Source organism: Pseudomonas sp. NY15437 (assembly GCF_048068435.1).
GTDB classification, from domain to species: domain Bacteria; phylum Pseudomonadota; class Gammaproteobacteria; order Pseudomonadales; family Pseudomonadaceae; genus Pseudomonas; species Pseudomonas nitroreducens_B.
Genome location: NZ_JBLUQC010000003.1, coordinates 66,627 through 90,108 on the forward strand (window position 1 = coordinate 66,627; position 23,482 = coordinate 90,108).

The 23,482-nt window shown below is 68.5% G+C and carries 23 protein-coding genes; 14 read left to right on the forward strand and 9 right to left on the reverse strand.

What is annotated here, in order from left to right:
- Window positions 1–17 precede the first annotated feature (17 nt).
- Complete coding sequence (locus ACNFIA_RS07830; RefSeq protein ID WP_259755816.1) at window positions 18–923, reverse strand: LysR family transcriptional regulator; 906 nt, start codon at window positions 921–923, stop codon at window positions 18–20.
- Between the two features lie 101 nt (window positions 924–1,024).
- On the opposite strand from ACNFIA_RS07830, the gene ACNFIA_RS07835 reads away from it, so the two are divergent.
- From ACNFIA_RS07835 to ACNFIA_RS07865, 7 genes are all read left to right on the forward strand, one after another.
- Window positions 1,025–1,891 (forward strand): pirin family protein, encoded by an 867-nt coding sequence (locus ACNFIA_RS07835; protein ID WP_416783831.1) that lies wholly within the window; start codon window positions 1,025–1,027, stop codon window positions 1,889–1,891.
- A 97-nt stretch (window positions 1,892–1,988) separates the two neighbouring features.
- Entirely contained in the window at window positions 1,989–2,675 is a 687-nt protein-coding gene (locus ACNFIA_RS07840) for a hydrolase (protein WP_416783832.1), read from the forward strand.
- A gap of 51 nt (window positions 2,676–2,726) precedes the next feature.
- Window positions 2,727–3,353, forward strand: coding sequence for an isochorismate family cysteine hydrolase YcaC (gene ycaC / locus ACNFIA_RS07845; protein ID WP_259755812.1), 627 nt, complete (start codon window positions 2,727–2,729; stop codon window positions 3,351–3,353).
- An 856-nt stretch (window positions 3,354–4,209) separates the two neighbouring features.
- Window positions 4,210–4,497 carry a DUF6021 family protein gene (locus ACNFIA_RS07850; RefSeq protein WP_416783833.1) on the forward strand — a complete coding sequence of 96 codons (288 nt, stop codon included), beginning with the start codon at window positions 4,210–4,212 and terminating at the stop codon, window positions 4,495–4,497.
- A 334-nt stretch (window positions 4,498–4,831) separates the two neighbouring features.
- Window positions 4,832–5,959, forward strand: coding sequence for an MFS transporter (locus ACNFIA_RS07855; RefSeq protein WP_259755811.1), 1,128 nt, complete (start codon window positions 4,832–4,834; stop codon window positions 5,957–5,959).
- Between the two features lie 60 nt (window positions 5,960–6,019).
- Entirely contained in the window at window positions 6,020–6,376 is a 357-nt protein-coding gene (locus ACNFIA_RS07860; RefSeq protein WP_416784607.1) for a c-type cytochrome, read from the forward strand.
- Between the two features lie 119 nt (window positions 6,377–6,495).
- A complete protein-coding gene (locus ACNFIA_RS07865; RefSeq protein WP_416783834.1) occupies window positions 6,496–7,389 on the forward strand; it encodes a sterol desaturase family protein in 894 nt (297 codons plus the stop codon).
- A gap of 173 nt (window positions 7,390–7,562) precedes the next feature.
- On the opposite strand, the gene ACNFIA_RS07870 is transcribed toward ACNFIA_RS07865, so the two are convergent.
- The 4 genes from ACNFIA_RS07870 to ACNFIA_RS07885 all read right to left on the reverse strand — a co-directional run bounded on the left by ACNFIA_RS07870 (window position 7,563) and on the right by ACNFIA_RS07885 (window position 10,108).
- Window positions 7,563–8,246 (reverse strand): helix-turn-helix transcriptional regulator, encoded by a 684-nt coding sequence (locus ACNFIA_RS07870; protein WP_416783835.1) that lies wholly within the window; start codon window positions 8,244–8,246, stop codon window positions 7,563–7,565.
- On the reverse strand, window positions 8,233–8,793 hold the full coding sequence (locus tag ACNFIA_RS07875) for a GNAT family N-acetyltransferase (RefSeq protein ID WP_416783836.1): 561 nt from the start codon (window positions 8,791–8,793) through the stop codon (window positions 8,233–8,235). Before ACNFIA_RS07875 ends, ACNFIA_RS07870 begins: the two co-directional genes overlap by 14 nt.
- Before the next feature lie 153 nt (window positions 8,794–8,946).
- Window positions 8,947–9,357 (reverse strand): hypothetical protein, encoded by a 411-nt coding sequence (locus ACNFIA_RS07880; RefSeq protein WP_416783837.1) that lies wholly within the window; start codon window positions 9,355–9,357, stop codon window positions 8,947–8,949.
- A 91-nt stretch (window positions 9,358–9,448) separates the two neighbouring features.
- The gene (locus tag ACNFIA_RS07885) at window positions 9,449–10,108 is read right to left on the reverse strand and encodes a hypothetical protein (protein ID WP_416783838.1); all 660 of its coding nucleotides are present in this window, start codon (window positions 10,106–10,108) and stop codon (window positions 9,449–9,451) included.
- A 280-nt stretch (window positions 10,109–10,388) separates the two neighbouring features.
- Between ACNFIA_RS07885 and ACNFIA_RS07890 the strand changes: the two genes are divergently transcribed.
- Together ACNFIA_RS07890 and ACNFIA_RS07895 are read left to right on the forward strand one after the other, a co-directional pair.
- Window positions 10,389–12,317, forward strand: coding sequence for an LTA synthase family protein (locus ACNFIA_RS07890; RefSeq protein ID WP_416783839.1), 1,929 nt, complete (start codon window positions 10,389–10,391; stop codon window positions 12,315–12,317).
- Between the two features lie 89 nt (window positions 12,318–12,406).
- A complete protein-coding gene (locus tag ACNFIA_RS07895) occupies window positions 12,407–13,354 on the forward strand; it encodes a LysR family transcriptional regulator (RefSeq protein WP_259755800.1) in 948 nt (315 codons plus the stop codon).
- Here ACNFIA_RS07895 and ACNFIA_RS07900 read toward each other — a convergent pair.
- Window positions 13,345–13,788, reverse strand: a complete 444-nt coding sequence (locus ACNFIA_RS07900; RefSeq protein WP_416783840.1) for a GlcG/HbpS family heme-binding protein — start codon at window positions 13,786–13,788, stop codon at window positions 13,345–13,347. The two genes, ACNFIA_RS07895 and ACNFIA_RS07900, sit on opposite strands and share 10 nt — an antisense overlap.
- Window positions 13,789–13,790: 2 nt before the next feature.
- Window positions 13,791–15,134 carry an amidohydrolase family protein gene (locus ACNFIA_RS07905; protein ID WP_416783841.1) on the reverse strand — a complete coding sequence of 448 codons (1,344 nt, stop codon included), beginning with the start codon at window positions 15,132–15,134 and terminating at the stop codon, window positions 13,791–13,793.
- Between the two features lie 293 nt (window positions 15,135–15,427).
- Here ACNFIA_RS07905 and ACNFIA_RS07910 point away from each other — a divergent pair, with 293 nt between their 5' ends.
- Window positions 15,428–15,808, forward strand: a complete 381-nt coding sequence (locus tag ACNFIA_RS07910; RefSeq protein ID WP_416783842.1) for a nuclear transport factor 2 family protein — start codon at window positions 15,428–15,430, stop codon at window positions 15,806–15,808.
- A 796-nt stretch (window positions 15,809–16,604) separates the two neighbouring features.
- Here ACNFIA_RS07910 and ACNFIA_RS07915 read toward each other — a convergent pair.
- Window positions 16,605–17,762 (reverse strand): alpha/beta hydrolase family protein, encoded by a 1,158-nt coding sequence (locus tag ACNFIA_RS07915; protein ID WP_416783843.1) that lies wholly within the window; start codon window positions 17,760–17,762, stop codon window positions 16,605–16,607.
- Between the two features lie 180 nt (window positions 17,763–17,942).
- A complete protein-coding gene (locus ACNFIA_RS07920; protein ID WP_259755794.1) occupies window positions 17,943–18,881 on the reverse strand; it encodes a LysR family transcriptional regulator in 939 nt (312 codons plus the stop codon).
- A gap of 282 nt (window positions 18,882–19,163) precedes the next feature.
- Between ACNFIA_RS07920 and ACNFIA_RS07925 the strand changes: the two genes are divergently transcribed.
- From ACNFIA_RS07925 to ACNFIA_RS07940, 4 genes are all read left to right on the forward strand, one after another.
- Window positions 19,164–20,105 carry a VOC family protein gene (locus ACNFIA_RS07925; RefSeq protein ID WP_259755793.1) on the forward strand — a complete coding sequence of 314 codons (942 nt, stop codon included), beginning with the start codon at window positions 19,164–19,166 and terminating at the stop codon, window positions 20,103–20,105.
- A 3-nt stretch (window positions 20,106–20,108) separates the two neighbouring features.
- Complete coding sequence (locus ACNFIA_RS07930) at window positions 20,109–20,456, forward strand: Rieske (2Fe-2S) protein (protein ID WP_416783844.1); 348 nt, start codon at window positions 20,109–20,111, stop codon at window positions 20,454–20,456.
- A gap of 140 nt (window positions 20,457–20,596) precedes the next feature.
- Complete coding sequence (locus tag ACNFIA_RS07935; RefSeq protein ID WP_416783845.1) at window positions 20,597–21,721, forward strand: FAD-dependent oxidoreductase; 1,125 nt, start codon at window positions 20,597–20,599, stop codon at window positions 21,719–21,721.
- A gap of 89 nt (window positions 21,722–21,810) precedes the next feature.
- Entirely contained in the window at window positions 21,811–23,481 is a 1,671-nt protein-coding gene (locus ACNFIA_RS07940) for a DUF1302 domain-containing protein (protein WP_416783846.1), read from the forward strand.
- Window position 23,482: the final 1 nt, after the last annotated feature.

Sequence of the window (23,482 nt, forward strand, 5' to 3'; positions counted from 1 at the left end):
GCCTGAAGGGCCCTCACCTAGGACATGTCGCTTTTCTCGAACTCCTCCCCGAGAAAATCCAGCAAGGTTCGTACCGACGGCAGCAGGCCGCGCCGCGACGGGAACACCGCGTGGACCACGCCGGTGCGCGGCGCCCAGTCCGGCAGCAGGTTCACCAGCCTGCCGTCGTTGAGGTCCTCGCACACCACCACGGCGGGCAGGTGCACCACGCCGGCGCCGGCCAATGCGGCCTGGCGCAGGGCGACCAGGTCGTCGGTGACCATGCGCGGCCGGTAGCGCACCTGGGCGCTGGCGCCCTTGGGGCCGTCGAGCTGCCAGTGATAGTCGCGTTGCACCGTGCCCCAGTGCAGCGTCGGCAGCGCCGCCACGTCCGCGGGCTTCGGCTTGGCCGGCAGGCGCTCGCGCCAGGACGGGGCGCCCACCACGCGCTGTCGGCTCTCGCCCAGCACCTTCATCACCAGATCGCTGCTTTCCAGCGGCGGAAAGCGCACCCGCAGGGCAATGTCGATGCCTTCCTGGATCAGGTCCACCTGGCGGTTGGTGCTCTGCACATGCAGTTCCACCAGCGGGTACTGCACCATGAAGCGCGCCAGCATCGGGCCGACCCAGAAATTCAGCAGCGCCGTGGGGCAGCTCAGGTTCACCACGCCGCGCGGCTCGGAGCGGTGCTGCTCGACGGCCTCGGTGGCCGCCGCCGCCTCCACCAGCATCGCCACGCAGTGGCGGTAGAACACCTGGCCGATCTCGGTCACCGAGAAGTGCCGGGTCGAGCGCTGGATCAGCCGCACGCCCAGGCGCTCTTCCAGCGCGGCGATACGCCGGCTGAGCTTCGACTTGGGCTCGTCCAGGGCGCGGCCGGCGGGGGTGAAGCCACCATGCTCCACCACCTGCGCGAAGTAATAGAGGTCGTTGAGATCGTCCATTTCGGTGTTCCTCTCATGGAACACTGATAGTAGTTTTTGCCGTCTACCGAGGCAATTGTTCCGCCCGTATCGTGGCCTCCATGCATCACAGGAGGCATCCCATGAAACAGATTCTCGGCATCTACAGCGCCGCCCGGCCGCACTGGGTCGGTGACGGCTTCCCGGTTCGCACGCTGTTTTCCTATGACAGCCTGGGTGAGCACCTCAGCCCCTTTTTGTTGCTCGACCATGCCGGCCCCCATGCGTTCGGCCCCAGCACGGTGCGCCGTGGCGTCGGCCAGCACCCGCATCGCGGTTTCGAAACGGTGACCCTGGTCTACGAAGGCGAACTGGAACACCGCGACTCCAGCGGCGGTGGCGGCCGCATCGGTCCCGGCGACGTGCAGTGGATGACCGCCGGCGACGGCATCCTCCACGAGGAATACCACGCGCCGGACTTCGCCCGCCGCGGCGGCAACCTGCACATGGCCCAGCTCTGGGTAAACCTGCCGGCGCGCCACAAGCGCACCGCGCCGGCCTACCAGACGCTGCTCGCCGGCGACATCCCGCGCGTCGAACTGGCCGATGGCGCCGGCAGCCTGCGGGTGATCGCCGGGGACTACGCCGGCCAGGCCGGCCCGGCCCATACGTTCAGCCCGCTGGATGTCTGGGACCTGCGCCTGCAGCCCGGCCGCCCGCTGGAACTGGCCGTCAAGGCCGGACGCAACACCGCCCTGGTGGTGCTGCGCGGCCACCTGCGGCTGGGCAGCGGTGAAACGCTGCGCGAAGGCCAACTGGCGCTGTTCGACCGGCGCGGCGACAGCCTGCTGCTGGAAGCCGAGAGCGACGCCCTGGTGCTGCTGCTCAGCGGCGAGCCGCTGGACGAGCCCATCGTCGGCTACGGCCCCTTCGTGATGAACAGCGAAAGCGAAATCCAGCAGGCGATCGCCGACGTCCAGAACGGACGTTTCGGACAGATGACCCGCTGATGTCATACCCCGGACTCAGGCGTCGCCTAGTCTGGATGAACGCCCGCGCAGGAGGCGCGGGCTCTGCGGGCAGGATGCCCCTTGTGGAGACCCCGACATGAGCCACTTCAACCAGGTTGCCAACTTCAACGGCCAGCGCCCGGTCATCGACCCCGACGATACCGCCATGCTGCTCATCGACCACCAGAGCGGCCTGTTCCAGACGGTCAAGGACATGCCCATGACCGAGCTGCGCAACAACGCCATCACCCTGGCACGAATCGCCACGCTGGCGAAGATCCCGGTGATCACCACCGCCTCGGTGCCGCAGGGCCCCAACGGCCCGCTGATTCCCGAGATCCACGAGGCTGCGCCCCATGCGCGGTACGTGGCGCGCAAGGGCGAGATCAATGCCTGGGACAATCCGGAATTCGTCGCCGCGGTGCAAGCCACCGGGAAGAAGACCCTGGTCATCGCCGGCACCATCACCAGCGTGTGCATGGCCTTCCCGGCGATTGCCGCGGTCGACGCCGGCTACAAGGTATTCGCCGTGATCGACGCTTCCGGCACCTATTCCAAGGCGGCCCAGGAAATCACCCTGGCCCGTGTCGTCCAGGCCGGCGTGGTGCCCATGGACACCGCCGCCGTGGCCTCGGAGATCCAGCGCACCTGGAACCGCCCCGACGCCGCGCAGTGGGCCGAGGCCTACAGCCTGATCTTCCCGCACTACCGGCTGCTGATCGAAAGCTACACCAAGGCACAGCAGGTGGTGACCGAGCACGAGGTGCTGGACTCCCAGCGCTGAACCGCCCCTTGCCCGGCTCCGGCCGGGCCTTCACTGCAACGAGGAAACGCCATGAGCAAGCCCTACGTCCGTCTCGACAAGTCCCAGGCCGCCGTACTGCTGGTCGATCACCAGGCCGGTCTGCTCTCGCTGGTACGTGACATCGAACCGGACAAGTTCAAGAATAACGTCCTGGCCCTGGCCGACCTGGCCAAGTACTTCAAGCTGCCGACCATCCTCACCACCAGTTTCGAGAGCGGCCCCAACGGCCCGCTGGTGCCCGAGCTGAAAGACCTGTTCCCGGACGCGCCCTACATCGCCCGCCCCGGCAACATCAACGCCTGGGACAACGAGGACTTCGTCAAGGCGGTGAAGGCCACCGGCAAGAAACAGCTGATCATCGCCGGCGTGGTGACCGAAGTCTGCGTGGCGTTCCCGGCGCTGTCCGCGCTGGAGGAGGGCTTCGACGTGTTCGTGGTGGCCGATGCCTCGGGAACCTTCAACGACGTCACCCGCGACGCGGCCTGGCGCCGCATGGAAGCCGCCGGCGCACAGATGATGACCTGGTTCGGCGTGGCCTGTGAGCTGCACCGCGACTGGCGCAACGACATCGAAGGCCTGGCCGCGCTGTTCTCCAACCACATCCCTGATTACCGCAACCTGATCACCAGCTACAGCACGCTGACCGCCAAGAAGTAACGGCACACGCCGGGCCGGCGCAGCCCTGCCGGCCCGGCGCGCTTCCGTTCGCGCAGGAGCGGACTTCCTCCGCGATTTCCCGGCGGCGGTCGCGGAGGTTGCCGGCGCAAGCCGGGGCACAGGCGCTCGTTCCCAAGCAACCGATTTGTCCCGGTCAACTCCGCGCCAGGGTTCGCCCCTCACCCCAGCCCTCTCCCACAGGGAGAGGGGGCAGACCGTGCCGGGCGAGGCCGAGGTCTTACCCGTCGCTCGGGTGAGCATACCCAAGCGCCATCGTTGCGCTGTAGGAGCGCGCCATGCCCGCGATCGCGCGCATGGCGCGCTCCTACAGGTCAGCACCGGCGTTCTGGTTCGCGTAGGAGCAACTGTCTTTATCTGGAACCCCGTACTGGCTATTTCCCTCTCCCTAACCCTCTCCCTTCAGGGAGAGGGACTGACCGGCATCAAGCGGAGCACTGAGCCAACCGGCGACGCCGCACGGCTCCCTCTCCCTTCGGCGCGGGGCGCGTAGCCAGGGCGGGGGAGAGGGCTGAGGCCAGCGCAGGAGTATCCGGGTAGGAGCGGACCTTGTCCGCGAAATCCACCACGCTGACGCCGAGGTTTCAGGTGTCAGCCGGCGCATACCCAAGCGCCATCGTTGCGCTGTAGGAGCGGGCCACGCCCGCGACGGCGCGCATGGCGCGCTCCTACAGGTCAGCACCGGCGTTCCGGTTCGCGTAGGAGCGACTGTCTTCATCTGAAACCCCGTACCGGCTATTTCCCCTCTCCCTAACCTTCGCCGTCGGGCGATTGGCTGAAACCTTCGTGAGCCCTGTGCGTCCACCGCCATGCCCTGACCCAACCGCTGGAGGTGAGCATGAAAGGCCACGGTGAAATCACACAACGCCCCACGGTCGCCCCGGAGCGCTGGCCCGACCGGTCCGGCCCCGGCGACAAGCGAGGGTTGCCCGGCTATCCGCAGCGCCAGGGCCCGGCGGGCGGCTCGCGCAAGGTGGACCCGGAGCTGGGTTTCGACCCGGACTCGCCGGACCTCGCCGACCCGCAGATCGACCCGCCGCATCCGCCCCATGCCCCGCAGGACGGCCCGGACCCGCAAGGTAAGCGGCGCGTGCCGGGGGACAAGTACCCACCGTATTCGCGCTGACCCTTCCCGGCTGCCCGTTTGCAGGATGGGGTCAGCCAGTGGATGAGCAGCGGGGCGGTTCCCGCTGGCGCTTTTGTAGGACGGGTGGAGCGCAGCGATACCCATGCTGACGGCGCACGGGCGTGATGGCTATCGCTGCGCTCCACGCCATCCTGCGTCGGGCTCAGCCGGTGGGTGATCAGCAGGCCTGCGGCAGCGCCTGGCGTACCGATGCCATGCACCCCTGCATGAACAATGGTTTTGCGCAGTCCGGTTCCACGCGAGGCGGTCGTAAAGCTTGCCCTGCCGGGCGGGGCGCGGGTTATCCTGCGGCCTTCGTTGTCACGAGGTCGTCATGTCGTCCGCTTCCGCGCCTGCCCTGCAGCGAGCCGACCGGGATTCGCGCAACTCCGCCCAGGTGCTGAGCCTGTGCCTGCCCAGCGACGTGTTGCTGTACCTGCTGCTGCCGATGTACGCGGCGGATTTCGGCGTCACCCTGGTGGAAGCGGGCATCCTCCTGGCGGCCAACCGGCTGGTGCGCATCGTCGGCTACGGCTGGGTGGTGCGCTTCTACGGCCGCCACGGCGACCGCGCCGCCTGCAGCCTCGCGGCCTTCGCGGCAGCGGCCTGCGCCCTGGGCAACGCGTTGCTTTCCGGCTTCGCCGCGCTGCTGGTGCTGCGCCTGGTCTGGGGCCTGTGCTTCGCCACCTTCAACCTCAGCACCCAGACCCTGGCCACCGCCGAGGCACAAGGGGCCGCACGGCGTGCCGGGCGTTCGCGGGCGACCCTTTCCATCGGCCCGATGCTGTTCCTGCCGCTGGGCGCGGTCATGGCCCAGGCGCTGGGGCCGCGCAGCATTTTCTTCGTCCTCTGCCTCAGTGCCCTGTGCGGGCTGTGGCGGGCCCGCGCGCTGCCCGACACAGGGCATCCCATCCCTGCGCACAGCGGCCGCCGTCTGCGCCTGCCGGACAGCATCGCCACCTGGTCGTTCATCGAAGGCGTGACCCTCGACGGTCTGTTCATCTTCGGCCTGTCGCTCTACGCGCAGACCCACCTGGGCGGCACCGGCGTGCTGGTGGCCGGCGTGCTGATGGCGGTGCGATACCTCAGCGAGATGCTCTTCAGCCCGTTCGGCGGGCGCCTGGCCGATCGCTTCGGCGCGCTGCGCATGCTGGTCATCCTGTCGCTGGCCACCTCGCTGGCGCTGCTGATGTTCGGCAGCTATTGGCTGTTCGTGGGGGCCTTCTTCGTCCTCGTGCTGCGCGCGCTGCAACTGCCGCTGGTGGTCACGCTGGTCGCGCAGCGCAACCCGCAGGGGCGCATCCAGGCGCTGGCGGGCAATGCGGTGTGGCGGGACATCGGCGCTGGGCTCGGGCCTATCCTGGCCGGCGTGCTGCTGCCGCAGGTGCCCGCGCTCTGGGCTTATGCGGGGGCGGCTGCGATACTGGCGCTCAGCGCGCTGGGCTGCGCCTGGCGACGCTGAGTGATCCGGGACGAATTCCCATGGCAAGGAAGCAGGCAAGTGAAAGCAGTGTTCATCGGTATGACCGGGATTCTGGCGCTGGCTCAGGGCGCGCCCGCCCTGGCGGATAACCTCAACGGCAAGAATCTCTTTACCCAGCGCTGCGCCGTTTGTCACGGCGCGGACATCAAGGCCACCGGGCCGCTGGCCCGCAAGAGCAACCCGCCCACGCCCGACCTCACGACGCCCGCGTTCAGGAAGCGGCTGAGTGATTATCCGGGCGTCATCGTGTCGTCGGTGGTGTTGCGCCCCAACGGCAGCCTGATCCCCAGGACCCTGCGCGAGAACGGCGTGAAGATACCGCCGCACGCCTGGAGCATCGATGACCTGCGCGATCTGAACCAGTACATGGTCGGCGTGATTTCGAAGAGCCGTTGAGGCGGCCGGTAAAGGCATGGAAACCGCGCGCGGTGCCGGCGCCGAATGCGCGGATTGTTCAAGCGCGACGGACAGCGCTACGGGAAAACTGGCCGCTCTTCCTGGATTGGAGCGGCCCCATGCGATACCTCTATGCCCCCGCGTTCTTCTTCGGCTTCATCGGCCTGGCTCTGTACCTGGTCGGTGAAGGCGTCTCGCTGATTGCCCTGCCGGCGCTGTTGCCGCTGGCGATCCTGCTGGCCTTTCTGGCCGAGCGACTGTGGCCCTATCGACCCGGCTGGAACGAGAGCCACGGCGATGGCGCCCGCGATCTGGTCCATGCGCTGGTCAACGAAACCTTGAACGCCCTCGGCATTGCCGCGGTTCCCCTGGTGACCCTGTGGCTGCCGCATCTCGACCTGTGGCCGACGGCATGGCCGCTGGCGCTGCAGCTGCTGGTGGCGCTGCTGATCGCCGACCTCGGCATCACCCTGGTGCACGTCGCCAGCCACCGTTCGCCGCTGTTGTGGCGCCTGCATGCGGTGCACCACAGCGTCACGCGGATGTATGGCTTCAACGGGCTGATGAAGCACCCGCTGCACCAGATGCTCGAAGCCCTGGGCGGCACGCTGCCGCTGCTGTTGCTGGGCATCCCGCTGGAGGTCGCGGCGTTGCTGGCGTTTGCCATCGCCATCCAGTTGCTGCTGCAGCACAGCAATGTCGATATGCGCATCGGCGCGCTGCGCCATCTGTTCGCCTGGGCGCCGCTGCATCGTCTGCATCACCTGAAATACGGCACGGCGGGGGACGTGAATTTCGCGCTGTTCTTCAGCGTCTGGGATCGTCTGCTGGGCACCGCGCTGCACCTGCCGGACTACGCGCTGGCGGAGGATGACCTGGGCATCGGCGACCGCCCGGACTATCCCGTGGGGTACTTTGATCAGCTTGCCGAACCGTTCCGCCGCGCCGATGTGCTGCACCCGCCGGCGCCGTTGCCGCCGGCGTTGCAGCGTGCGGGAGTCAGTGTTCGTTGATGGCGCAACGGCAGAATTGGAAGGACGCGTAGGAGCGGACTCTGTCCGCGATAGGCCCGCATCGCGCCGGAACCCATCGCGGACGAAGTCCGCTCCTACGGGACATTTCTGCGTAGGGCCGATATCCCGGAAGGTTACGGCTCCCACAAGAGTTGCTCGGTAGCGGAGCGCCGCTAGTCGAGCAACCGCAGCGTGAGCTGCCGTAGCGTCAGGTCGGCGCGTATGCCGAACTGCTTGCGCACGCTGCGGGAGAAGTGCGCGGAGTCGGCGAAGCCCGCGGCGATGGCGGCGTTTGTCAGGCTCGCACCAGCAATGGCCAGCCGCAGCGCCTGGCGCAGTCGCTGCCAGAGCACCAGGCGGCGCACCGACAGGCCCAGGCTACCGCTGAACAGCCGTTCCAGCTGGCTCAGCGAGAGCGAGGCTTGCGCGGCCAGTTCGTGGGCGGGCAGGGCGCCATCGTCCAGCGCGCGGATGCGTTGCAGGGCTTTTTCCAGGCGCGGGTCGAGCTGGCGACGCGGCAGGTGGCGCAGGTCCTGCGCCAGGCGCGGCAGGTCGGCGCCCGTGCTGCGGCAGAGGCGCTGCAGATCGGCCAGCTCGAAGGCCAGCGGCTCGGCGAACAGCGTCACGGTGTGCTGGCCGCCGTGGAGGATCGCGTGGCGCTGGTTGGAGGCGATCACCAGCAGCGCGGCCTGCTGCGGCTGGTTGTCGATCAGCGCCTTCACCTCGCCCTCACGGGCCATCAGCAACTGGTGCGCGTAATGGGCGTGGGCACGGGCGTGGCCGGTGGTACCGGCGACCAGGCAGAAATCCGCGCCGAGCCAGAGTTCGCCCCGCCAGGCCTGTTCAATCGGCTGCATGGCGCGCCAGCCACTCTTCCCGCGTCAGCTCCCAGGTTTCCCGTGGCAGCACGCCGCTGACGAAGTGACCTTCGTCGCGGCCCACCAGGCGCATGCCCTCGCGTTCGGATATACGCCGCGAACCCTGGTTGGGTACGGCCTTGGGCACCCGCAGCGCCGGCTTTTCCAGCGTCAGGAACCAGAAGCGGTTGACCGCTTCGCAGGCCTCGCTCATGTAGCCGTGGCCCTGCCAGGCGGGCGCCAGCCAGAAACCGCGATGGTTGTCTGGCTGATCGAACAGCGAGATCGTGCCGATGGCGTCGTCCGGTTCGCTGGCGAGGCGGATCATCCAGTGCCACTCCTCGCCACGCGCCATGGCCGGCAGGACCACGTCACGCACGTAGGCCAGGGCGCCGTCGTCCGGGTAGGGCCAGGGCACGCGGCTGTCCAGGTAGCGCACCACCTCCCAGTGCGGGAACCGGCGCTGGATGACCTCGGCGTCGGTCAGCTCGATCGGCGTGAGCAGCAGGCGCGCGGTGTGCAAGGTGGGGGGAGGCGGGCAATCCATGGCAGGTTCCTCGGTGCGGTGCGCACAGTCTGCCGTTTCCCGCCGGCGATTGACCAGCGCTCGCCGAACGCGCCGCGTGGCGAGCGGGGGTTCCCGCGGTGCTTGGCGAGGGAAGACGAATCAGCTGCGGCAGGTTCAGGCGATGGCGGCGCCTCAGCGCAGGATCACCCGCAGCAGTGAAACCGCCGCCGCGCCGAAGACCGGCGAGAACCAGATGCCGAACGTCTGCAGGACGAACTGGCGGAGGTAGGCGAGCAGGTTGGTCTCCACGGAGAGCCCGCCGAGGCTGTGTCGGCAGTACGCCAGGACGGCGACGATGAAGCAGGCGCCGGCCAGCACGCCAATGGATCGCCACGCCAGGCCGCGCTCGCTGGCATAGGAGAGCAATGCGCCGCAGAGGATGCCGCTGAGGGCGACGAGGATTTCGAAGCCGAACTCCGGTTCGGCGAACCAGCGGTTGCCGTGCAGGCCGATGAGGTTGCCGATCTGCCAGCCGGCGAGGCTGCCCAGGATCAGCGCCAGGGCGAGCCATGGGAGATAGCGCAAAACCGTGTGGGTCTGCATCGGGGTGTCCCCCTGTGTCCTCGGTGATGGCAAAAAACCAGTATAGCGAGCGTGCCGGCACCCGCTGGTTCACCGATGGAAGGTCAGTCGTTCACTTGCGCAGGATATAGACCCGCACGCCGTCCACGCCGGGGATCAGGTTGTAGTGGCGGATGTGCGAGAACCCGAGGCGCTGGAATTCGCGCTCCAGGGAACGGGCGTTGGCGAAGTCCGGGCCGCCGGGGTGGGGTTCGGGATCGCAGGGGCAGGGCGCGGCGGCGCCGAGCGCCTGGCTGGAGTGGTCGACTCGGGCGAACAGGATGGCGCTGTCGCGGGTCACCGGAATCCATTGGTTGAGCAGGCGGATGTTTTGCCGGTTGCAGGCGGTGCGGGGGATTTCCGGCAGCAGCAGGCAGTCCACCGAGCCCTTGCGCAGCTCGGCGTTTTCCTCTGGGGCGGGCAGCTCCCGGATGCGCCGCTTCAGCGTCTCCGGCAACTTCTGGTGGGCCTGCTCCAACGCGTCGCCGGACGGGCAGGTCGCCACGATGACGCGGTTGCCGTGCTCCAGCAACACCGGCCAGGCGGCGCCGGGAGTCTGCGCCACCTCCAGCACCAGGATCGGCTCCTCGGCCATGCGCAGCGCCAGGCGCAGCAGGCGTTTCTCCCGCCAGCGGCGAATGCGCTGGGCCATGCCGCCGCCGAGCGACCTGCCGGCAAGGGCATCGCAGTCGCGATGGGGAGGGGTGGCCAAGAGGCGTTGGGGTTCGTTCATGGGGGCGGACTCGTCAGTTACCGCCATTGTCGGTTTGCGCGATCAAGGTCTCGTCAAGGGCGTGTGAAAAAGACGTCGTGACAGCCGATAGCGGACCCGCCGCACGTTGGCTGGCGGATTTTGCCCTTCTGTCTACGGGCTGTTTGAGCCGGGCAGGGAAAATCCGCTCCTTTGACGAATTCTTTTCCTTTGCCTTTGTACAGTGCTGCCGACTGCCCGCTGCGGCACCTATCCGATTGCCTTGCTCCGCCCCAATACGCACGACTACAAGGGACACCCCATGCAACTTTTCCGCTCGGCTGCGATGCGCTTCGTGGCGCTGGTCGCCTTGCTCTGGCTGATCGTCTTCTTCCTCACCCGATCGGTCCTGCTGTTCAGCCATCTGCCCGAGGTCGGCTCGGGCCACCTGGCGGTCTTCGCCATCGGTCTGCTGTATGACCTGAGCTTCCTCGTCTATGCCCTGTTGCCGATGGGCGTGGTGCTGTTGCTGATGCCCGCGCGGGTCTGGCGCAGCCCGACCTGGCGCTGGCTGCTGACGGCCACGCTGTTCGTCAGCGTCTACGTGATGCTCTTCACCGCGGTGGCCGAATGGCTGTTCTGGGACGAGTTCGGGGTGCGCTTCAACTTCATCGCGGTCGACTACCTGGTGTACTCGGACGAGGTGCTGAACAACATCCTCGAGTCCTATCCCATCGGCCTGCTGCTGAGCATCCTCGCCGCCGTGTCGCTGGTGGTGACCCTCGCGCTGGTCAAGGTGCTCGGCCGCCTGCGTGACGCCCCGAGCGTCTCCCTGCCGCGCCGCCTGCTGGGCTGCGTCGGCCTGGTGCTGCTGGCACTGCTCGCCGGCCTGCTGGTGGACCAGGAAACCCCGCGTGGCCAGGGCGGCAACACCTATGCCCGCGAACTGGCGAGCAACGGGCCGTACCAGTTCTTCGCCGCCTTCCGCAATAACGAGCTGGACTACCCGCAGTTCTACGCCACGCTGCCGGCCGAGCAGGTGACCCAGCAGATCCGCGCCGAGCTGACCGAGCCCAACGCGCGCTTCACCGGCAGCGAGCCGATGGACATCCGCCGCCGCATCGCCAGCGCGGGCGAGCCCAAGCGCTACAACATCGTCCTGGTGACCATCGAGAGCCTGAGCGCCAAGTACCTGGGCAGCAATGGCGACGGCCGCAACCTCACCCCCAACCTCGACGAGCTGCGCCGCAACAGCCTCTACTTCAACAACTTCTACGCCACCGGCACCCGCACCGACCGTGGCCTGGAAGCCATCACCCTGTCGATCCCGCCCACGCCGGGGCGCTCCATCGTCAAGCGCGTCGGCCGCGAAAGCGGCTTCGCCAGCCTCGGCCAGCAACTGAAGAACGTGGGCTACGACGCGGTGTTCCTCTATGGCGGGCGCGGCTACTTCGACAACATGAACGCCTTCTTCGGCGGCAACGGCTACCGCATCGTCGACCAGTCCAGCGTCCAGGAGTCGGACATCCACTTCAAGAACGCCTGGGGCATGAGCGACGAAGACCTGTACGCCCAGGCCATCAAGCTGGCGGACGAAGACCATGCGCGCCAGCAGCCGTTCCTGCTGCAACTGATGACCACCTCCAACCACCGCCCGTACACCTACCCGGACGGGCGCATCGACATTCCCTCGGGCAAGGGCCGCGAAGGCGCGGTGAAGTACACCGACTACGCCATCGGCCAGTTCCTCGCGGCGGCGAAGAGCAAGCCGTGGTTCGACAACACCCTGTTCGTGTTCGTCGCCGACCACACCGCGGGCAGCGCCGGCAAGGAAGACCTGCCGGTGGAGAACTACCAGATCCCGCTGTTCATCTACGCGCCCAAGCTGCTGCCGGCAGGGGAGCGCAGCGAACTGGCGAGCCAGCTGGACCTGGCGCCGAGCCTGCTGTCGATCCTCAATCTCGGCTACACCTCGACCTTCTACGGGCGCGACCTGATGGTGCCGAACGCGCTGCCGCCGCGGGTGGTGATCGGCAACTACCAGCACCTGGGCCTGTTCGACGGCCACGACCTGGCGATCCTCAGCCCGCGCGGCGAAGTGCGCCGGCATAACCAGGCGCTGGGCGCCAGCACCGAAGTGACGGCTAAGACCGACGACCCGCTGGTGCAGCGCGCGATCAGCTACTACCAGTCGGCGAGCTACGGCTTCACCCACCACCTGCTGGACTGGAAGCCCACCGCGGCGCAGTAAGCCCGGCAAGCGCCAGGTATCGCGCCGCGCGATACCTGGCAGCGCGAAATACGCTCATCGCGAGCGCAGCGCCTGGGTATAAGTCGCCCATGCGCTATCGACGTCTGGACCTCAACCTGCTGGTCGCCCTGGATGTGCTGCTCGACGAGGGCAGCGTCAGCCGGGCGGCGCAGCGCCTCAACCTCGGCCAGTCGGCCACCAGCGCCGCGCTGGGCCGGCTGCGCGAACATTTCCAGGACCCGTTGCTGGTGCCGCTGGGCCGAGGCCTCGAGCTGACCGCGCTGGCGCGCCAGTTGGCGCCCAAGGTGCGCGAGGTACTGAACCTGGCGGGGGAGGTGGTGGAGACGTCCGCCGACTTCGACCCGGCCCGCTGCGACCGGCGCTTCACCCTGGTGGCGTCGGACTATGTCGCGGCGACCCTGTTGCCCGCGGTCAGCCGCGAGCTGGCGCGACGAGCGCCCATGGCCTCGCTGGTGCTGCGCGACCTGCCGCTGCCGCGCGACGGCGATGTGGTGGCCGAGGCGCTGGAGTATCGGCGCAGCGACCTGGTGATCGTCCCGCAACGGCGAATCAACCCGCGCTACCCCCATGAAGCCCTGCTCGACGACGAGCTGTGCTGCCTCGTCTGCGCGGCTCACCCTGCGCACCCGGCATCGCTCAGCCTCGATGCCTATTGCGCGGCCGAGCACGTGGTGCGCGAGTTCACCGACGGCCAGAACCTGTCCCTGGATACCCAGCACCTGCGCGAGATCGGCATCGAACGGCGGGTGGCGGTGGCGGTGCAGAGCTTTTCCCTGATGGCCGAGTTCATCGTCGGCACGCCTCGCATCGCCACGCTGTTCCGCCGCCAGGCCGAGGCGCTGGCGCGGCGCTATCCGCTGCGGGTGGTGCCGGCGCCGCTCGAATTTCCTGCCGCGTCGCAGGTGCTGCAATGGCATCCGCAACAGGCTTTCGACCCGGCGCTGGCCTGGCTCCGCCAGGTGCTGGCGGCGCAGGCCGCGCTGCTCGATCAGGGCGCGCTGCCCGATCAGGATTGAGGGTCGCCCGTCTCGCCGTGCAGGCCGAGTTCCGCGATGGCCAGCAGGGCGCAGCGTTCGTCGTTGTCCGAGGTGTCGCCGCTGACGCCGATGGCGCCCAGCAGCCGACCGTCCTCGTCACGCAGGAGAATGCCGCCGGCCACCGGGATCACCTCGCCGGCGGTGAGGCTGTTGATCGCATCGAAGAACGCCGGCATGGCCTGGGCGCGGCGCGCCAGTTCGCGGCCGCCGAACCCCATGCCCAGGCAGCCGCGGGCCTTGCCGGTGGCGATCTGCGGGCGCAGGAAGCTGGCCTGTTCGTCCCGCAGCACCGCCAGCGGGTGGCCGGCAACATCCAGCACGGCGGCGGCCAGCGGTCGCATGCCCAGGGCGCGGGCGTGGCGCAGGGTGGCGGCGGCGAGGTGCGCGGCCAGTTCGACGTCGAGAAGGGTCATGCTCACTGGCTCCATTTGCCCAACTGGGCGACGCGCTCGCGGGTGTAGAGGTCGGTCCACTTCAGCGAGTTGAAGTCCGACACCTGCTTGGGGTTGTACGCGGTGCGTTGCAGGCGCACCGGCTCGCCGGCCTTGTACACCGCTTGCAGGCGGCTGCGGTCCTGGAGGATACGGATGTCCTCCAGCGGTGAGCCGTCGAGGATCAGCAGGTCGGCCTGCTTGCCCGGCGCCAGCGTGCCCAGGGTGTCGCTGCGGGGCATCAGCCGCGCGCCGACGTTGGTGGCGGCGTAGAGGGCCTCGGCGGGCGTGAAGTCCAGGCGCCGCACCAGCAGCTCCAGCTCGCGGGCGTGCCATTCGCCGTAGGGCGTCACGGCGAAACCGCTGTCGCTGCCGCAGGCGAAGGGGATGCCGGCGGCCTTGGCGCGCTTGAGCACCGGCGTGCCCAGCTCCAGCGTGCGCGCGCAGTAACCGGCGTAACCGGTGCTGATGGCCGGATCGTGGGGCTGGCAGAAGTCCACGGTGTTCTGCGGGAAGGTCATGGTCGGCGCGAGCACGCTACCGGCGTCGAGCAGCGCCTCGATGCAGGCGTCGTCCATGTAGAAGGCGTGGAAGACCAGGTCGACGCCCGCCCGGGCCGCGTACATCACCGCCTCGCGGCCATAGGCATGGGTGGCCACGCGGCAACCCAGGCGGTGGGCTTCCTCGACCATCTCGCGGGTCTCCTCGGCGGTGAAGGCGGCGATGATCTCGCCATCGGGCCGGCGGTGGGTGCCGTCCATGGCGATCTTGATCAGATCGACGCCGTCCTTGGCCTGCTTGCGGATCTCGGCGATGGCCTCGGTGCGGCTGGTGACCAGCGCGGCGGTGAAGAATTCGGGCGCGCCCACGCGGCTGGGAAACCAGTCGTTGAGGCTCTGCCGGTTGGTGATCACACGGCTGCTGGCGGCGATGCGCGGGCCTTCGAAGAGCCCGGCGTTGACCGTGTTGCGTACCGCGATGCTGAGCTGGCCGCTGTCGCCGGGGCAGACCATGGAGGTGACGCCGGCGGCCAGAACGTGCTGGGCGAAGAACAGCCCGCGCAGGGCGCGAAATTCGTCGCTGGTCCAGATATCGATGTCTTCCTCGCTCTGGGCGTTGCCGAAGGCCAGGTGGGTGTGCACGTCCACCAGGCCGGGCATGACGAAGTCGCCATGGACTTCGCGATCGCCCGCGGCCGGACGCGGCGCCTCGCTCGTCGGGCCGACATGGCGGATCAGGCCATTGTCGATGATCAGCGTCTGCCGCTGGCGCGTTTCCAGGCCGGTGCCATCGAACAGGGTGGAGCAGTGCAGGTGCAGGGCGCCCATGGTCGGACTCTCCTCGTCTTGTTGTTTGCCGGCAGGCTAGGGCGGCGCGGCGGCGGGGACCATCAGATGTTGTCGATGGGCAGGCATCGATGCCGTCGATAGGCGGGGACGCCGCGCGGTGCGTGGCGTTGCCGGTGCCGGTCCGATGGAGCCGGGGGTATCGGGAGTGGCGATGCCTGGCATGGCGATCGGCGATTTTTCCCCGGCCGTGGGTGAGGGCGAGGATGCGACCGCTCAACAACCACCAAGGCCCAACAACCACCGAGGCCTCACAACCACCAAGGAAAGCCCCCATGAACGATATTCGTGATCTTTTGCTGAACCTGGAAGCCGAACGCCAGCGAGCGCTGGTCGAGGAGGATCATGCGCGGCTGGATGAGCTGTTCGCTGACGATCTGCTCTACGTGCACACCACCGGCCTTGTGCAGGACAAGGCGCAGTATCTCGACTATGCCCGTGCTGCCGTGCGCTACCTGGCGGTGGAGCGCGGCGAACTGAGGGTGCGCCTGTTCGGCGAAAGCCTGGCGCTGATGAGCGGGCCGCAATGCAACCTGCTGCAGAAGCGCGGCGGCGGCGAGCCGGTGCGTGCCGAGGGCTTTGCCACGCAGCTGTGGGTGAACGGCGAGAAGGGTTGGCGCATCGCGTCGTTCCACGGCACCCGCGCACCGGTCTGACCCGACCTGAACCTGTAGGAGCGGGCCATGCCCGCGACCCGCGGACAGGGTCCGCGCCCGGAAGCGCTCGAATGCCTTGCCTGGCGCCGCTTCTGCCGGTCAGCCATCGCGGACGGAGTCCGCTCCTACGTCCATGGCCTGGGTGGCGTGGGGCGAAGGCGGACTGCCTCTGCGATGGTTCGGTGCCAGGGCCGTCGCAGGCGTGGCCAGCTCCTACAGGGCAGCGTCGGCGCCAACTGTAGGAGCGGGCCATGCCCGCGATCCGCGGACAGCGTCCGCGCCCGGAACCGCTCGAGTGCCTTGCCTGGCGCCGCTTCTGCCGGTCAGCCATCGCGGAAGGAGTCCGCTCCTACGCCCATGGCCTGGGTGGCGTGGGGCGAAGGCGGGCTGCGTCCGTGATGCTCCGGCGCAAGGGCCGTCGCAGGCGTGGCCAGCTCCTACAGGGCAGCTTCGGCGCCCACTGTAGGAGCGGGCCATGCCCGCGATCCGCGGACAGGGTCCGCGCCCGGAAGCACTCGATGCCTTGCCTCGCGCCGCTTCTGCCGGTCAGCCATCGCGGACGGAGTCCGCTCCTACGCCTATGGCCTGAGTTCGGCGCAAGGGCCGTCGCAGGCGTGGCCAGCTCCTACAGGGTAGCGTCGGCGATAACTGTAGGAGCGGGCCATGCCCGCGATCGCGCCCATGGGAGCGCTCCTGCAGGGGAGCGAGCAGCAAGAAAACGGCGCCGGTGGGCGCCGTGGGAGGGCGGGGCCGACACCCCGCGGGAGCAGCGCCGCTTGCAGCGGCGCAAGGGATGTCAGGCGGTACGGCCGCCCAGGGTTTCGGCGACCCAGTCGGCGATGTAGTGGCCGGCGTTGATGCTGTTGTCGAAGCTCGAATGCTGCACGCCGCCCTCGCGCTCGGTGAAGATCTTCAGCTCGCGCCTGGGGCTGTTCACCAGCTGTTCGTAGGTGCGCTGCGCCCATTTGAGCGGGATCTGCGAGTCCTTCTCGCCGTGGGTGACCAGGAAGGGCACGCGGATGCGGTCCAGCACGCCATCCAGGTGCACGTTCTCGGCGATCGCCATGAACTCGTCCATGTCCTTCGCCCCCCAGACCCACTGCACGTGAGCCCAGTAGTGCGGCACCGGGAAGTTGCCTTCCTTCTCCAGGCGGCGCTTCTGCACGTCGCGCCAGTCGTGGTTGGCGCCCCACACCACACCGCAGGCGAAGCGTGGCTCGAAGGCCACCGCGCGCGGGCAGTAGTAGCCGCCGAGGGACACGCCTTCCAGGCCGATGCGCTTGGGGTCGACGTCCGCGCGGCTCTCCAGCCAGTCCACCACGCGGCTGGCCCAGTGTTCGCTGTCGTAGCGCGCGGTCAGGCCGTGCAGGCGCAGCGCCTCGCCGGTGCCGGGCTGGTCGATGATCAGCGAGGACACGCCGCGCCTGGCCAGCCAGGCCGGCAGGCCGACGCGGTATTTCATCTCCTTGGTCGAGTCCAGGCCGTTGACCTGCACCAGCAGCGGCGCCGGGCCGTCGACGCCCTCGGCGCGCACCAGCAGGCCGGAGAGGTGCTTGCCCTCGTAGGGGATTTCCACCCGCTCGCAGTTTTCCTTGGCCAGGTCGATGCCACGGGCGAAGGTCTCGAGGAAGCGCCGGTACAGCGCCTCGCGGCCCGGCGCGCCGTGGGCCTGCAGGCGTTCGCAGGTGAGGTAGTAGGTGGCGGCGCGGTTGTACTTCTCGCCAGCGGAAAGGCGGCGGCCGGCGGCTTCGTCTTCCTCGGCGAGGCCGCAGAGCTTGTCGGCCATTGTCGCCCAGGTCTCGCGGAAGGCCCGGGTGCCGGCGGCGTCGGGCTGCTTGGCGGCCTCCTGCAGCGGGGCGCACATTTCCTCGATCTCGCCCAGGCGGGCGCCCATCTCGATGGCCAGGTCCACCGAGAGATTCCAGACGTAATTGGTGGGGAAGTAACGGAACATTCTTCTTGTCCTTCTGCGGTCGTTGAGGCCGGCGCCCGGAAACAGCGGCAGGCACGCAGGGCGCGGTTCGCAGGGAAGGTACGCAGGCCGGGCGGGGCGCGGCCAATCGCGAGTGGGGATGCGAGGTATCGTGAAACGCGATGCCCCGGCGCCGTTGCGGCGGCCGGGGCGATGGCCGGCTCAGGCGGAGGCGCGCAGGGTGTCCGGCTGCTGGTCGACGCTCTGGATGAAGGCGCGGATGCGCTCGCGCAGCCAGCGGTGCATCGGGTCGCCCTCCATGCTGCGGTGCCAGAGCATGAACTCGCGCATCACCGGGATTTTCACCGGCGGCGGCAGGATGCGCAGGGGCAGGTAGTGGGCGTACAGCTCGGCGAGGCGGCGGTGCATGGTGGCCACGCGCTGGGTGCCCACCAGCAGTTGCGGCAGGGTGTTGAAGTCGTTGGTGATCACTTCCAGGCGGCGGTTGAAGCCGTACTGGCTCATGAACCAGTCCTCGATGCTCAGGTGCCGGTTGCGCCCGAAGCCCACCGAGATGTGACCCATCTGCATGTACTGCTCCAGGGTCAGGGCATCGCCCACCGCGGGGTTGTCGCGCCAGACCACGCAGACGTGGTCCTCCTCGAACAGCAGCTGCGCCGGATGGCCGTCGATGATGTAACGCTCGGGCACGATCATCATGTCCACCTCGCCGCGCATCAGCAGCTCGGCGCTGTTGTCGCCGGGGCTGACCATCTCGAAGGTGATGTGCGGCGCCTCCTGGTGGATCTTCTGGATGACCTGGGCGAACAGCACGCTGATCAGGTAGTCCGAGGTCACCAGGCGGAAGTGGCGCTTGCTGGTGGATGGGTCGAACACCGGCTTGGCGGTGATCGAGGAGCGGATCGTCAGCAGCACTTCGCGCACCGGGGTGGCCAGTTCCAGGGCGTAGGGCGTGGGCTGCATCTTGCGCCCGACCTGCACCAGCAGTTCGTCCTCGAAGAAGGTGCGCAGGCGCCCCAGCACGCCGCTGGTGGCCGACTGGGTCATGTGCAGGCGTTCGGCGGCACGGGTGATGTTCTGCTCTTCGAGCAGCACATCCAGCGCCACCAGCAGGTTCAGGTCCAGGTGGTGAAAACGCATGGCGATGGCTCACGGTTCTTGTAGTTATTTTCGCGATACCTTCCCGCTGCATTCCCGCTACGTCAATACCACTTCGCCGCCGCTGTGCGGCTAACGCCCCGCGTCATGGGCCGCCGGGCAGGTATCGCGATTGCCGATGCCTCGCATCCCCACATGCGATTGGTCAGCGCGCCGGGCGTGCCCTCAACCTGCGCTCCAGTCGAGCGGCCGACGAGCCGCGGCGACCCACCACCGGCGACCCCCTGCCTGGCGCCGAATCATAATTTCAATGGAGTGGTAGCCATGAACATTCTTGGACTCGACGCGCTGGTGTTCGGCGTCGACGATATCCAGGCCTGTGCCGATTGCCTGCGTGACTACGGCCTCACGGCCGCCCAACTGGACGCCGACGGCGGCCGCTTCGAGGCCCTGGACGGCACCGCCATCGTCATCCGCCGTGGCGACGACCCGAGCCTGCCGCCGCCGCTCGGGCCGACCCCGTCGCTGCGCGAGACCGTCTACGGCGTGGCCTCGACCGCGGACCTGGAAGCCATCGCCGACGAACTGGGACGCGACCGCGCGGTGCATCGCGACGACAACGGCACCCTGCACACTGTCGATGACCTGGGCTTCGCCATTGCCTTCCAGGTCTCCTGGCGCCGCGCCTTCGAGGCCCCGGCCGACCTCACCAACGCCCCCGGCAGCGCGCCGCAGCGCCCGCTCAACCAGCTGGGCATCACACCGGACATGCCGGCGTTGCCGCGCACCCTGTCCCACGTCGTGTACTTCGTGCCCGACGCCGCCAAGGGCGAGGCCTTCTACCGCGACCGCCTGGGCTTCGTCACCACCGACCGCTTCGTCGGCGTCGGCCCCTTCATGCGCAGCGCCGGCATGGACGACCACCACTGCCTCTTCATGATCCAGACCCCGCCGCACATGCAGGGCTGCGAGCACTTCACCTTCCACCTGGGCAGCGGCACCGAGGTACTGCTGGCCGGCACGCGCTTCCAGCACAAGGGCTGGACCAGCTTCTGGGGCCCTGGCCGCCACCTGCTGGGTTCCAACTGGTTCTGGTACTTCAACAGCCCGCTGGGCTGCCACATCGAGTACGACGCCGACATGGACAAGCACGACGACGCCTGGGCCGAGCGCCAGGCGCCGATGTCGGCGGACAACTCGCAGCTGTTCCTCTTCACCTCGCGGGAGAAGTGGGCGCCGAGCGGCCCGCCGCCCAAGCAGGGCTGAGCCGTGGAGTGCGTGGCGCTGTGCCGGCTCGACGAGCTGGGCGAGGGGCAGTCGCGCGGCTTCGACCCGCAGGGCAGGGGCGCGGACAGCCTGTTCGCCCTCCGCCACCAGGGGCGGGTGCGCGTGTATCGCAATCGCTGCCCGCACCTGTCGGTGCCGCTGGAGTACCGCAAGGACCGCTTCCTCAGCGCCGATGGCCAGTGGGTCATCTGCTACGCCCACGGCGCGCGTTTCCGGCCGGAGGACGGCGCCTGCGTACACGGCCCCTGCCGCGGCGAGGTGCTGCCGGCGCTGCAACACCACGAAGCGGACGGCTGGCTGCTATTGCCGCTGGCGCAACTGGACGCCTGAGGTATCGCGCCGCGCGATAGGTCGCATCCGCGGACTCGATTAGTCAAAGCCCGGCACCGCCGGGAAGCTGTGCCACGGGCACACACAACGGCCGCCGCGCAGCGCGGGGCGGACAACAAGAACAAGACGTGAGAGATGCCATGAATACTGTGAGCAACGTGCTGATCGTCGGCGGCGGGATTGGTGGGCTGTGCGCCGCCATCGCCCTGCGCCGCAAGGGAATCGCGGTCGACCTGGTCGAGCTGAAGACGCAGTGGACGGTCTACGGCGTCGGCATCATCCAGCAGAGCAACGTGGTGCGCGAGATGCACCGCCTCGGCCTGCTCGACGCCTACCTGGATGCCGCCTACGCCTTCGAGGACGTCGCCATCTACACCACCCACGGTGAACAGCTGGCGCGCATTCCCGGCCAGCGCCTGGCCGGCCCGCAGTATCCGGCCAACGTCGGCATCTCCCGCCGTGCGCTGCACAAGGTGCTGAGCGAAACCGCCATCGAGCTGGGCACCCAGGTACGCCTGGGCACCTCGGTGGAAAGCCTCGAGCAGGACGCCAGCGGCGTCGACGTGCTGTTCAGCGATGGCAGCCAGGGCCGCTACGCGCTGGTGGTCGGCGCCGACGGCCTGTTCTCGCGGGTCCGTGGCCTGCTCTTCGGCGATAAATACCAGCCGCGTTTCACCGGCCAGTCGGTGTGGCGCCACAACTTCCCGCGCGCCGCCGGCATCGACCACCTGGCCAACTACCAGGGGCCGGCCGGCAACGCCGGGCTGGTGCCGCTGGCCGATGACCTGATGTACCTCTTCACCACCTCGCACGAACCGGGCAACCCCTGGATGGACCCGGCCAGCCTGGCTGACGGCCTGCGCGAGCGCCTGGCCGGTTTCGGCGGGCTGATCGGCGAGCTGCGCGGGCAGATCGGCGACAGCGCCGAGGTCGTCTACAAGCCGCTGGAAGCGGTGTTCGTCGACGAACCCTGGTACCGCGGCCGCGTGCTGCTGATCGGCGACGCCGCCCACGCCACCACGCCGCACCTGGGGCAGGGCGCCGGCATGGCCATCGAGGATGCCGTGGTGCTGGCCGAGGAACTGACCGCCGGCGGCGATCTCGACGACCAGCTGCAGCGCTTCATGGGCCGTCGCTTCGAGCGCTGCAGATACATCAGCGAGATGTCCCTGCTGGCCGGCGAGAAGGAGATCCAGCGCGACCCGACCTTCGACCGCATCGGCCTGGTCAAGCAGATGCTGGAGGTCACCGCGCGCCCCATCTGATCCCGTGCCCGGCGCGCCCTGCCTTGACGGCGCGCCACGGCTCACCACCGCCAACACCGACGCACAAGAACAAGAAAGAGGAAACCCCGATGTTGACTCGCACGCGTGCAACCGCGCGGCCGCTGCCGCCGCTCAAGCCCCTCACCCTGGCGCTATTCGCCCTGGCCGCCAGCCACGCCCAGGCCTTCGAATTCGACACCGGCAACCCCGAGCTGCGGGCGCGCTGGGACAACACCCTGAAGTACAGCGCCGCCTGGCGCACCCAGGACCCCAGCAGCAAGCTCACCGAAGGCTCGACCGCGCTGAACCTGGACGATGGCGACCGCAACTTCGACAAGGGCCTGATCTCCAACCGCCTGGACCTGCTCTCCGAGCTGGACATCACCTACGGCAACGTCGGTGCGCGGGTCAGCGGCGCGGCCTGGTACGACGATGTCTACAACCGCGGCACCGACAACAACGACCCCAGCCGCGCCAACAGCTACTCGGTGGACTACGACGAGTTCACCGACGACACCCGCACCCTGCACGGGCGCAAGGGCGAGTTGCTGGATGCCTTCGTCTTCGGCAAGACCGAGATCGGCGAGATGCCGGTGTCCGGGCGCCTGGGCCGCTACGCCATGCAGTGGGGCGAGAGCCTGTTCTACGGCATGAACGGCATCGCCGGCGGCATGGCGCCGGTCGACGTGGTCAAGGGCCTGTCGGTGCCCAACACCCAGTTCAAGGAACTGATCCGCCCGGTGCAGCAGGTCTCCGGTCAGCTGCAGCTGACCCCGGACGTCTCCCTGGGCGCCTACTACCAGTTCGAGTGGGAAGCCAACCGCCTGCCGGCCGCCGGCAGCTACTTCTCCAACGACGACTTCTTCGGCGACGGCGGCGAGCGCATGTTCGTCGGCGCTCCGGTGATGCCCGGTGGCCAGCCGCTGGCCTTCTACCGCGGCAACGACAAGGAGGCCAAGGACTCGGGGCAGGGCGGCGTGCAACTGCGCTGGCGCACCGAGACGGTGGACTGGGGCGTCTACGCCATCCGCTTCCACGACAAGAGCCCGCAACTCAACGTGCGCCCGGACTTCGCCAACCTCAATCCGGTCACCGGCAAGGCCGGCGAGTACTACTGGGTCTACCCCGAGGGCATCGAGGCGCTGGGGGCGAGCTTCTCCACCACGCTGGGCAACTTCAACGTGGCGGGCGAGCTGTCCACCCGCTGGAACCAGCCGCTGGCCTCCACCAGCCAGCACGCGCTGGCGCCGGGCGAGGCGATCGACAACGACGATGACCCGGTCTACGCCACCGGCCGCACGCTGCACGCCAACTTCTCCTGGCTGGCGAGCCTGGAGCCGAACTTCGTCGCCGCCGAATCCAGCTTCCTCGGCGAGATCGCCTGGAACCGCGTGATGAGCGTGAGCCAGAACGCCGATGCCGTGGACCCCAACGCCGACCGCGACGCCACCAGCCTGCGCCTGGTGTTCGAACCGATGTACCGGCAGATCTACCCCGGCCTCGACCTCTCGGTGCCCATCGGCGCGAGCTACACCAACGGCGCGTCGGAAGCGCTGGGCACCGGCTTTGGCACCGACCACGGCGGCGACCTGAACATCGGCCTGAAGGGCAACTACCTCAACACCTGGAACCTGGGCCTGACCTACACGCATTACTACGGCCCGGAGAACACCTTCCTCGACGCCGACAACCACTACACCTACGAACAGTCGCTGAAAGACCGCGACTTCATCGCCTTCACCGTCAGCCGCACCTTCTGAC